The sequence below is a fragment of the Enterobacter cloacae complex sp. SHL021 genome (genome assembly GCF_049237765.1).
Taxonomy (GTDB): Bacteria; Pseudomonadota; Gammaproteobacteria; order Enterobacterales; family Enterobacteriaceae; genus Enterobacter; species Enterobacter cloacae.
The window spans coordinates 22,169-34,139 of sequence record NZ_JBMKJG010000013.1 but is presented as its reverse complement, the minus strand read 5'-3'; the positions used below and the strand labels follow the sequence as shown (position 1 = coordinate 34,139).

The window sequence follows — 11,971 nt, the reverse complement described above, 5'->3', positions numbered from 1 at the left end:
ATTTATTGAGAGTGAGGCAATTACCTGCCCACGTCAAATCATTGCTGTGCATCTTTGCGCGGCTGGCGCAGCACTTCATTAATCTGCGGTTTATCCACCGGACCGGTGATGCGGTAGCGCAGAATAGAGACTTTGCTCCACAGCGGCCCCAGCACTTTACTGGCGGCAAACACCGCAGCACCAACAATCGGGTTCACCACAAAGGCGGCTGCCACCCCCACGCTCGCGGAGATTTCTGGTGCCACCACGGCTTCCATATCCAGCTCGCGACGTACAAGGTTAACCGAGCCCTTCATGGCGATATCCGCTTCCAGGCCGTCCACCAGCGTGTCGTCCGTATGCATAACGCCGTCCTTGATCCATGCCGTACTGCGGATGGAATCGTAGTAGAACCCTTCACTGAAGGTATCGCTGAAATCAAAACGCAGCTTACGCAGCAGTGCATCAAAGCTCAGGAGACGCAGGATCTGCCCGGCGCGTCCCGTGCTCACATCGGCAATTTCACCTTTTCCGAAGCGGGTTTTCAGTATGCCGTTAAGCGAGGCCTCATCCGGCTTCCACGGCGCGTCACGCCAGTGAAGATCGTAATCGACGTCAAATGACGAGCCGCGCAGCGGCGTGCTGATACCAAAGAAATTGGCTGCTGCATCCAGTTTGTTACCCTTAATGTCGCCTTTCAGCGAGGTGCGCTGTTCGCCTGGGTTATTCACCCACTCGCCCGCGGCCGTCAGACGACCAAAGCCGGTATCCACCAGCCCACCGGTGAGGCTCAGCGTGTTGCCCTGAATCGCGAAGTCACCGTCAATGCGGCCATATTTTTGTCCCCACAGCCAGCACTCAGCACAGCGCAGTTGCAGATCCGGCCAGCCGCTGAAGTCCACGCGGGAAGTGTTACTCAACGGCGATGCCGGAGTCGATTGATCTTTCCCGCCCGCCGTTGCCGGGTTGTAGTAGAGATAGCGGATTGCCGCCTGCCACGGGGCGTTATCGCGCATGGTCAGGGTGGCGTTGATCTCCCTGCCCTGAGCCTCTACTTTCGAGCCGTTAGCCGTGGGCTGAGAGACGATACTCAGGTTGTTCCACTGTTGCCCACCCAACGTGAGCGACGGTGTGCGCACGGTGACGGTTTGCGGGAACTGCGCCGCCTCATCCACGTTTTGCCCGACACCTTTCTGGAACAGCGCCAGCCACTGCGCGCCATCCATCGGCGGGAGATTCAGCTCAATGCCCTGGTGATCCGGGAGCGGAGGCGTGGTTCGGCTGTCCGTCGTCCAGATGGCTTTGTCCAGCGTCAGCTTACGGTTGAGCAGCCAGCGGCTGTTGAAATGATTCGTGCCACCCGCGCTGCCGGTTAACTCGAAGCTGTTCAGGTTGCCCACGACGTTAAGCTTCACGGGCAGCGCCTGTCCGGCCTGTTTATCCAGCGGTGCAGGCAACTGGCTGCTGAGATTTTTCAGATCGCCAGTAAGGTCGACCTTATACTTCGTACCGGCGTGGTAGGGCAGTTCAATATCCACCTTCCCCTTCCAGGCGGCTGCACCATCAACCGACTCCTGAATGGGTTTCGGCAGTACATCCATCCGCGAGGGTTGCCAGTTACCGTCCAGATTGACAGCCACCTGGTAGGCCTTCTCCCCCTCGGTGGTCGAGAAGTCGATGTTGACGGGCTGATTGAACCAGTTGGCTGTGAGCGGCTCACTCTTCAGGTTGCCGTTCACAAAGCTGAACTGTCCGCTGAGGTTCTTCAGCGTACTTTCCAGCGGTTTGATATACAGGCTGTTGTTGTTCAGGCGGACGTCACCTTTGGCGGTGGTCATTTCGCCGTCCAGCGGGATATCCAGATGTAAGCGAGCATTCACATCGCCATCAAGCTGGAGTTGCTCAAGCGTGGCAGCCAGCGAAGCTTTCAGCGGCGTCTCTTCAAAATAGGGACCGACCGCCTTGCCCGGCCCGTTGATATCGGCATCAATCAGCAGTTTCTCTTTTGAGTAATCGGGGATATTTGCCGTCAGGTTGGTGGCCGTCACGCCGCCCAGCGCGACGCTGTCTGACTTCATCCACAACCCGTCATTGAGAAAATTAAGCTCGATATCGAGGTTTTTCAGTGCAGGCCAACCCGGCTGGAACGCAAAGGTAGCGTTGTGCAACGGCACCAGCACCTGGAACTGACCTTCGTTATGTTTGTATGGGAAAAGATGCGGATTACCACCATAGGCCAGGGTGGCGTTATCCGCCTGACCGCCCTGGATCGCCCCGCTCAGGTAGTCCACAAGCGCTTTACCCATCAGGTTTTCCGGGAAGTAACGCCAGGCCTGAGAACCGTCGCTGGTGCTGATCCCCGCCAGAATACCCAGCCACGGCTCTTCACCTTCAGGCTTTAAATAGCGGAAATCCCCGCGGGCATGAACCGCTTTGGCTTTCACATCGATATGGCGGCCATCAAGCTGGAAGCCCTTATCGTTGCGCAGCCAGTTAAGCACCGCGTTGCCTTTTTCAATTTCCAGAGGTGCCCTGAAGACCGTTTCATAAGGCATTTTGGCGTCATGCATCTCAACGGTCAGCCTGCCGTTCTCAACGCTGCCCTCCAGCTTGCCGCTGAAGTTCTCAGCCCCCGGCAGCAATTTCCACTGTTTCCAGGCCAGATCTTTCCACGTCGCCTGGAAGCGGGTTTTCTCGGTTGCCTGCAGCGGGATATCCAGCGCGAGGGCGTCAATTTCCCCACTTGGCTGCGTTGCCAGCCAAACGTCACCCAAATCCGGAGAGAGCTTCGCTGCCATGGAGCGCAGCCCTTCAATGGCCGCCAAATCGAGATGCGTGGCGCGGATACGCAGCTCATCGCTACGCTTATTATTCGTGCCGCCGACATCATGCTCAGGCATCCATGCCAGCGTCAGCGCGCCGCGCGGCCAGGGTTTGCCGTCCATGGTGATGCGCGTATCCGGGATGGCAAACTGCCAGCCCCCTTTCTCTTTCGTCACATGTGCGGTGAGGTTATCTACAGAGAGTTGATGCTGCTTGCTTTCGCCTTGCCAGCTTGCACCGCCCTGCTTCAGCCAGATATCACCGCTGGCGAACACGCCTTTCGTCAGGGTCATCCAGCCTTCCAGGCTAAAACGGGCCGTTTCCAGCTGCATGTTTTGCTGCAGCCAGTCGCCGAGCCACGGCTTCACATCCACGTCGTCAGCCTGTAGCCACACCTTGCCGTTGTTGAGCAAGCCGTCGTCGTCACGCAGATCCATACGGACCTGCATGACCCCATGCTGGCCGTTCAGGCTGGAGAGGTTCACCTGCCCCTCGGCACGGTGACGCTCTTTGCCGTTAAGCCAGGTCAGTTGGGGGATCTTCAGTTCGGCGCGTTGGCCGGAAAGGGTAATAAAGCTCACTTCGCTGTCGCGCAGATCGAAATGATCGAACTGACGCAGGAAGAGATCGCTCAGGCGGTTGGCTTCAAGGCTCTGCGTGTTATCCCCGCCAGAGATCGGCGTGTTGGTCAAAAACTGAAGCTGATAAAAGGTGAGATCGCGGAACTGCCAGCGCATGTGCAGCAGGCTTTGCCAGACATCCAGTGCCAGGGTCACGCGTTTGATTTTCAGATAGCCGCCATCTTTCAGGCTGGCACTGATGTCCCGGGCATCCAGCGTCGGGCCAAAGTTTTGCCAGCTGGCGCTGACCTGGCTCACGTCAACCGGCACACCGGTGGCGGATTCGATCTTCGCCAGCACCTGCGGACGCCAGCTGTCCAGATGCGGTAAAACGAGGCGCAGCCCGCTCACGAGCAGCGCGACAATCACGACAAGCGTTGCCCCTGTAAGCAGTAAAATCCCCGGCAATCGCCTCACGCATCTCTCCTTGTCAGCTTTTTCACGCAGCGAACTGCGTCTTACATCATGACGACGTCAAATTGCTCCTGGTTATAGAGCGGCTCAATTTGTACTTTTACCTGTTTGCCGACAAAGATTTCCACTTCCGCCAGCGCGTGCGACTCTTCACCTTTCAGCGCTTCAGCCACCGCAGGGGAAGCATAGACCAGAAAACGATCGGAGTCGTAGGCATGATGAACGCGGACAATTTCACGCATGATCTCATAGCAGACGGTCTCCACCGTCTTTACGGTGCCGCGTCCGTGGCAGGTTGGACACTCGTTACACAGCACATGTTCCACACTTTCACGGGTCCGTTTACGCGTCATTTCCACCAACCCCAGCTGTGAGAAGCCGTTAATGCTGGTTTTCACTCGATCTTTACTCAGCGCCTGCTCAAGCGAGTGCAGCACACGACGGCGATGGTCTTCATTATTCATATCGATAAAGTCGATGATGATAATGCCACCCAGGTTGCGCAGACGAAGCTGGCGCGCAATGGCCTGTGTCGCTTCAATGTTGGTATTGAAGATGGTGTCATCCAGGTTGCGATGACCGACAAACGCACCGGTGTTGATGTCCACGGTGGTCATTGCTTCGGTCTGATCGATGATCAGATAACCGCCGGACTTCAGTTCAACCTTGCGCTCCAGCGCACGCTGGATCTCATTTTCGACATCATAGAGATCGAAGATTGGCTGACGCCCGGTGTAATGTTCCAGCAGGCCAGGCATTTCCGGAATGTACTCAGCGGTAAATTCGAGCAGCGCTTCGTAGGTGAGGCGCGAGTCCACGCGGATTCGGTCGAGCTGAGCATCTGCAAAATCACGCAGGACGCGCTGGGCAAGCGCCAGCTCACCGTACAGCTGATAGCGGGTCTGGTTGCGTTTCTTACGCTCCATCACCTTGGTCCAGACGCGCTTCAGGTAAGCCGCATCGGATGCCAGATCCTCTTCGCTAACCCCTTCGGCGGCGGTTCGGATGATAAATCCGCCCTGTTCGTCGCAGTAGGCGCTGACCACTTTCTTAAGGCGCTCGCGCTCGCTTTCACTTTCAATACGCTGGGAAACCCCCACGTGCGACGCGCCGGGCATAAAGACCAGGTAACGGGAAGGTAACGTGATGTCGGTTGTCAGACGGGCGCCTTTGGTGCCAAGGGGGTCTTTCACCACCTGCACCATCAGATCCTGCCCCTGACGCACCAGCTCTGAAATGTCGCGTACGGCAAACTGCTTTTGCTCTTCGCCTGCGACACACTCAGTATGCGGCATGATATCGGAGGCATGTAAAAATGCCGCCTTATCCAGTCCAATATCTACAAAAGCCGCCTGCATACCCGGCAGTACGCGGCTGACACGACCTTTGTAGATATTGCCCACTATTCCGCGTCGCGCTTCACGCTCAATATGAATTTCCTGAAGAATGCCACCATCAATGTAGGCCACACGGGTTTCCGATGGCGTTACGTTTACCAACAATTCAGCCGTCATAATTATCCCTTCCCTCACGCAGTGAGTTAAAATTGCTCAGCAACTCATACGTTTCCACCAGCGGTAAGCCGACTACGGCGTGATAGCTGCCATTTATCTTCCTGACAAAACAGCCACCCAGCCCTTGAATACCGTATGCACCTGCTTTATCCATCGGTTCACCGCTGGCAATATACGCGGCGATCTCGTCGTTGGTCAGTACTCTGAAGGTCACATCCGTCACCACCAGACAATCCAGCACGTGCTTGCTGTCCGCCAGCGCCACCGCGGTCATCACCTGATGCGTTTGCCCGGACATTTTGTGCAGCATATGTGCTGCATGCTCAGCGTCTCGCGGTTTCTCAAGCACTTCACCGTTAAGGATAACGATGGTATCCGCCCCCAGCACCGGCAGGTCGCGTGGCACGCACGCAACGCCAGCCTGCGCTTTCTCACGCGCCAGGCGAGAAACATACTGCTGAGCACTTTCACCCTCAGCACGTTTTTCTTCGATGCCGGTAACGATACGTTCAAAAGCGATGCCCAACTGCGTGAGCAACTCCTGACGACGTGGAGAACCGGAGGCAAGATAGATAGACGTCATAGAAACCTTTTACTGCACAGCAAACTGCTGGCGAACCTTACGCATCAGCAGGAACAGCCACGGCCAGAGCACACCGTTGACTACACTACTCCAGAATACTTCGGGTCGGAAAGAGACGTTGATCACTAAAAACTCTGCCCAGAAAACAACGATATCCGCGGCAAGCGACAACAACATCACGACCAGCGCCTGTTGCCAGAGCGCGAGGTTACGAAAGAGCTGGAATTTGAGTGCAACGAGATATGCAATGATGCTCATGGATAACGCGCGAACACCCAGCGTTGAGCCACTAATGAGATCCAGTATGGCACCCATTACAAAGCCTGTGCCAACATTTACGCGGTGCGGCAGGGCAAGGATCCAGTAGAGCAAAATGAGCAATACCCAGTTTGGCCGGTAAACAAGAATGTCGTCCGGCCAGGGCATTATCTGCAGCAACAGCGCGATGAGAAACGAGAGCCAGATAACCCAGCGTCCCTGGCTACGATAACTGGCCACTACTGCCCTCCGGATGAGAGTTTAGGCGGTGGCGGCGCATCCGTTATCCCGGTCGCCGGCGCGGGTACTGGCGCAGGTGGCCCCATCGCATCCGGAGCAGGAAGAACCTGCGGCATCATCTGCATCAGGCGCTCATTGGCAACGCGATGCACCTCTTCAGGCGTCATTGGGTTAGCACCGTTACGATCGGCTCCCCACAGCAGCAGCAGGTAGCGAAGACGCTGTAAACCCGCTGTTGGACGCGCCTGAATCACGGTGTAGGCACGCTGCGTATCAAGCTTCACAGAAGAGACAACCGCAACCGGATACCCTTCAGGGAAACGTCCACCCAGACCGGAGGTGACCAGCACGTCGCCCACACGTATATCCGTGTTGGCTGGCAGGTGCTCCAGCTGCAGATCGTCCGTGCAGCCGTTACCCGCCGCAATGACGCGAATATCGTTACGCAGAACCTGAATAGGCAGCGCATGGGTGGCATCACAGATCAGCAGTACACGGCTGGTCAGTTTGGCGACGGCGACCACCTGGCCCACCACACCTTTATCACTGATAACAGGCTGACCTTCATACACACCATTCACGCTACCTTTGTCGATCACCACCTGATCGCTGTAAGGATCGTTTACGGTAGAGATCACCTGCGTCACCATCTTCTGCTCATCCTGACGCAGCGGCGATCCAAGCAGCTCACGCAAACGCGCGTTTTCCTGCTTGTATTGCCCTAACATCAGCAGTTCGCTGTTTTTCAGCAGCAGTTCCTGGCGCAATGCCCGGTTTTCAAGTTCGAGTTGGTCACGTGAGGACAACGTTTGAGAAACGGAGTCGAGCAGTTCACGGGGACCATTGGATATAAAGTAGAAAGGACTGACGGCGGTATCCATGTACGTTCTGATCTGGCTGAACGTACCGAGGCGGCTATCGGCAATAATGACACCAAACGCAACCAGAACCGCCAGGATCAGGCGAAACTGTAGCGAGGGGCCACGGCTAAAAATTGGCTTCATAGGCTATGCGTATTCTCGTGTCAGAGAGAAAGGGTAGCGATTCGCTACCCTTTCACCATGACTACTCTTCGCTGAACAAGTCGCCGCCGTGCATGTCGATCATTTCCAGCGCCTTGCCACCACCACGGGCGACGCAAGTCAGTGGATCTTCTGCAACTACGACAGGAATACCTGTCTCTTCCATTAACAGGCGGTCGAGGTTACGCAGCAGCGCACCACCACCGGTCAGAACCATACCGCGCTCAGAGATATCGGACGCCAGTTCAGGCGGGCACTGTTCCAGCGCAACCATCACCGCGCTCACGATACCGGTCAGCGGCTCTTGCAGCGCTTCCAGAATTTCGTTGGAGTTCAGGGTAAAGCCGCGTGGCACACCTTCCGCCAGGTTACGGCCGCGCACTTCGATTTCGCGAACTTCATCACCCGGATAAGCAGAACCGATCTCGTGCTTGATGCGCTCAGCGGTCGCTTCACCGATCAGGGAGCCGTAGTTACGGCGCACGTAGTTAATGATCGCTTCATCGAAACGGTCACCACCGATACGCACGGAAGAGGAGTAAACCACGCCGTTCAGGGAAATAACGGCCACTTCAGTAGTACCACCACCGATATCAACCACCATCGAACCGGTAGCTTCAGAAACAGGCAGGCCTGCACCGATAGCCGCAGCCATTGGCTCTTCAATCAGGAACACTTCACGCGCGCCTGCACCCTGAGCAGATTCGCGAATTGCGCGACGTTCCACCTGGGTCGCACCGACCGGCACACAAACCAGCACACGTGGGCTTGGACGCATGAAGCTGTTGCTGTGAACCTGCTTGATGAAGTGCTGAAGCATTTTTTCAGTCACGAAGAAGTCAGCGATAACGCCGTCTTTCATTGGGCGGATCGCGGCGATGTTACCTGGGGTACGACCCAGCATCTGCTTCGCGTCATGACCCACTGCGGCTACGCTTTTCGGCGAGCCGGCACGATCCTGACGAATGGCCACAACAGAAGGCTCATTCAATACGATGCCTTGTCCTTTTACATAAATAAGGGTATTCGCGGTACCCAGGTCAATGGACAGGTCATTGGAAAACATGCCACGAAATTTTTTCAACATACTAAGGGATAATCCTGAAAGCTGGGGCGGAAAACAAAATCCGCTTACTTTACCAACCACACGCAGCAGCGACAAGGCGCAAAAATCAACTGCTGCGGTGAAAATTTGTGCAGTACGTTTCCTTCTGTTACAAATTCATCCCCTGACTCCCTCAGGGCTGAGTACACAGTAGCGTTCCTCACTTTCATTTGTAACCCGCTAAAGGTCGTTCACTGGCTTTTTGCTCGTCATACTCAAAGCTACAGGCGCGATATTCTACGTGAAAACAGCGTAAACGGCAGGTCAAACAGAGTATCTTTGCAAATATTTTTTCACATTGGTGTCAAGCGGCTGAGAGGCGGCAAAAAAATCCCCCTGACCACCCATCACACCACGCTCTGTCAACATCTGCCATTCGCCTCTGGAGCGCACGCCCGTGGCAAATACTTGTGTTCGCGTTCCCTTACACGCTTCCACCAGACTCTGCACCAGCAGCTGGTTTTCCGTGCGCTTTTCAATATTCCTGACCAGCCCCGGATGTAGCTTTAATAATTCCACATCCAGCTCCTTGATCCAGCTGGTACTGACCAGCGTCAGGCCCGCCTGTGTCACCGCCACACGCGCACCCAGCGCATTGATCAAACGTACCACCGGACGTAACCGGCTGATGTGTTGACCAACATCCGCCTCTGCAAGTTCAAAAATAATGTGTTTGCGTTGCGATTTTTCGCATTGCATTAATGTATCGCGCAGCCAGCGTTGAAAACGCGGGCGAATTAACGACTCGACGGTCACCTGTAATGCCAGACTTTCTTCAGGCCAAAAAGATAAAAACGGAATCAGTCGGCTAATTTGCTGACGGTCATACTCTTCGGAGAGTCCAAATTGCAGGACCATCGGCAGATATTCCGCTGAAATAACCTCTTCCGTGCCGTCGAAAATGCGACACATTAATTCACGGTGGTGAACATGGCCGTTTTTCATCACCGCTGGTTTTTGATAAAGGCGGGGGCCACCGCGGCTCAACATTTGTTCAATCAGGGTACGCCAGCGCACATTGCCACGCCCTTTCTCAGGCAGGGAATCGTCATATACCGCCCAACCGTTCGCCCCTTGCAGCACTGCGTTACGGGTTGCCGCTTCCGCATGCTCCATCACCTGTTCAGTTGACTGCCCGCCGCGCCAGGCGCAAATCCCCATATGCACCATATCATCCCGGTCAAGCATTTTGCTCTGCGGCAGCGCATCCACCGCCTTCAGCAACTGGCTGGCGATGCTCTCCGACTCCTTAAGTGTGCGATGGGGTAACAACACCGCAAAGTCGCTGCGGTGATAGCGCGCCAGCAGCGCGCCGGGATAGCGCATAATAAAAGTCGACAGCAAGTTGATGAGCGTAAAGAGGTTCTCTTCCGCCACGCGGCGTCCCCAGGTATCGCGCAGGAGATCGAAATCCGGCAGACGAACCATCATGACGACCCCGTGCGTTCCCACTTTTTCCGGGTCGTCCAGCAGCGTGGCCAGTTGATTATCAAAGAACAGGCGGTTATTCAGACCGGTTTTGTTATCCTGCGCGGCATAGGAACGGATCAGCGTATCCATGCGGCTGCGCTGATCGCTGGCGAACTGAATTTCTGAAAGCAGCGTATCCAGCGCGCTGCTGGTGCTGGACGGCCACTCATAGACCGACCCCCGCACCTGCGGGCCGCGCTCCCCGTTGAGTATTCGCACGGAGCGGTTTTCCAGCAGCTCCTGACCGGAGAGCTGACGGCGTAGCCAGCGAACCGCAAGAAAAATCAGCAGGACAATAAAGGCGACGGCAACGGTGAGTGGCGCGGTGGTCATCATCGAGCGGAAATAGCTGGCCATGGGATCGAGGTAGACCAGGCGTATCGTCATCCCCGGATTTTTAAGGGAATGGACATTCACTTCCCGATACTGGCTCACAACGCCCGCAGGCCGATAGCTGCCCTGACGCTGATGGCTTAACACCGGATGCTTTCCCTGGGTGATGTCGACCTGCACAATATCAACCGGTACCATCAATTCATCCAGCTCGCGGGAGAGTTCCGGTAGCGGAGTGGTAATCAGACGCGTATCAATAACTGACGCAACAGACTCAACCCGGTTGACCAGCTTGTCCTGAATGGCGTTATAAAAGCTCAGGGAGCAGCCAAGGAGCGTGACAAAAATGGTTAACCCCGTCAGCAACGTGATAAAAGCTGAGAACTTCGTCGTTAATCGCATCCTTGAGATTACTCCGTGGGTTGATGGGTAGCGAGTAAGCGCTAACTTGCATTTCAAATGCGCCATACTACCAAACCTGGTGTATCTGGCAATTTATTGCGTTAAATCGGCATAGCGTTTCATTGAGCGAGTATAGTCTTCAGAACAAATTTTCCAATCATCAGAATAGTGAGGATCCTGTATGCAGGCTTTGATCTTAGAACAGCAGGACGGCAATACCGTTGCCTCGGTGCAAGCCCTTGATGAGAGCCGTCTGCCCGAAGGCGACGTCACCGTCGACATCGACTGGTCCAGTCTGAATTACAAGGATGCCCTGGCCATCACCGGCAAAGGTAAAATCATCCGAAATTTCCCGATGGTGCCGGGGATTGATTTTGCAGGCCACGTTCATTCCAGCGAAGATCCGCGGTTTCATGCCGGCCAGCAGGTGCTGCTCACCGGTTGGGGCGTCGGCGAAAATCACTGGGGCGGGCTGGCAACGCAGGCGCGGGTGAAAGGCGAGTGGCTGGTGCCCATGCCTGCTGGGCTGGATGGCCGCAAAGCGATGATTATCGGTACCGCAGGCTTTACCGCCATGCTGTGCGTCATGGCCCTTGAAGATGCCGGTATCCGCCCTGAGTCAGGCGAGATAGTCGTGACCGGGGCCAGCGGTGGCGTTGGCAGCACGGCGGTGGCTTTACTGCACAAACTGGGGTATCAGGTCGTCGCGGTCTCAGGCCGTGAAAGCACCCATGACTACCTGCGTCAGCTTGGTGCCAGCCGCATTCTTGGCCGCGACGAATTTGCCGAAACCCGTCCGCTGGAAAAACAGCTCTGGGCCGGAGCGGTGGATACCGTCGGAAATAACGTGCTGGCAAAAGTGCTGGCGCAGATGAACTACGGCGGCTGCGTGGCGGCCTGCGGTCTGGCGGGCGGGTTTGCCCTGCCAACCACCGTTATGCCCTTTATCCTGCGTAACGTGCGCCTGCAGGGTGTGGATTCCGTCATGACTCCGGCGGCCCGTCGTGCAGAAGCCTGGGAGCGTCTGGTGCGCGACCTGCCTGAGTCCTTCTTCACGCAGAGTGCAACCGAAATCGCCCTCAGCCAGGCGCCGGAATATGCCGGTAAGATCATGGATAATCAGTTCCATGGCCGCACGCTGGTGAAAATTGCCTAATCTTCAAATTTTCGTGACATATTCGCGCTAATCCTTCTCCTCCGTCATGCTT

8 protein-coding genes are annotated in these 11,971 nt (G+C 55.9%); 1 reads left to right on the top strand and 7 read right to left on the bottom strand.

Features of this window, described 5'->3' with window-relative positions; translation table 11 throughout:
- Positions 1-38: 38 nt before the first annotated feature.
- The 7 genes from yhdP to csrD all read right to left on the bottom strand — a co-directional run bounded on the left by yhdP (position 39) and on the right by csrD (position 10,763).
- Positions 39-3,839, bottom strand: a complete 3,801-nt coding sequence (gene yhdP, locus ACOTZF_RS14390; protein WP_129253366.1) for an AsmA2 domain-containing protein YhdP — start codon at positions 3,837-3,839, stop codon at positions 39-41.
- Positions 3,840-3,880: 41 nt separating this feature from the next.
- Positions 3,881-5,350, bottom strand: a complete 1,470-nt coding sequence (rng, locus tag ACOTZF_RS14385) for a ribonuclease G (protein ID WP_014833490.1) — start codon at positions 5,348-5,350, stop codon at positions 3,881-3,883.
- Complete coding sequence (locus ACOTZF_RS14380) at positions 5,340-5,933, bottom strand: Maf family protein (protein ID WP_038420713.1); 594 nt, start codon at positions 5,931-5,933, stop codon at positions 5,340-5,342. The genes rng and ACOTZF_RS14380 overlap by 11 nt, the downstream gene beginning before the upstream one ends.
- A 9-nt stretch (positions 5,934-5,942) precedes the next feature.
- Complete coding sequence (mreD, locus tag ACOTZF_RS14375; RefSeq protein ID WP_013098985.1) at positions 5,943-6,431, bottom strand: rod shape-determining protein MreD; 489 nt, start codon at positions 6,429-6,431, stop codon at positions 5,943-5,945.
- Positions 6,431-7,435 (bottom strand): rod shape-determining protein MreC, encoded by a 1,005-nt coding sequence (gene mreC / locus ACOTZF_RS14370; protein ID WP_129253369.1) that lies wholly within the window; start codon positions 7,433-7,435, stop codon positions 6,431-6,433. Before mreC ends, mreD begins: the two co-directional genes overlap by 1 nt.
- Before the next feature lie 61 nt (positions 7,436-7,496).
- Positions 7,497-8,540, bottom strand: coding sequence for a rod shape-determining protein MreB (gene mreB, locus ACOTZF_RS14365; protein ID WP_000913396.1), 1,044 nt, complete (start codon positions 8,538-8,540; stop codon positions 7,497-7,499).
- A 282-nt stretch (positions 8,541-8,822) separates the two neighbouring features.
- A complete protein-coding gene (gene csrD / locus ACOTZF_RS14360) occupies positions 8,823-10,763 on the bottom strand; it encodes an RNase E specificity factor CsrD (protein ID WP_013098987.1) in 1,941 nt (646 codons plus the stop codon).
- 181 nt (positions 10,764-10,944) lie between these two features.
- Here csrD and ACOTZF_RS14355 point away from each other — a divergent pair, with 181 nt between their 5' ends.
- Positions 10,945-11,919: an MDR family oxidoreductase gene (locus ACOTZF_RS14355; protein ID WP_020687386.1), complete on the top strand. Its 975-nt coding sequence runs from the start codon at positions 10,945-10,947 to the stop codon at positions 11,917-11,919.
- Positions 11,920-11,971 lie beyond the last annotated feature (52 nt).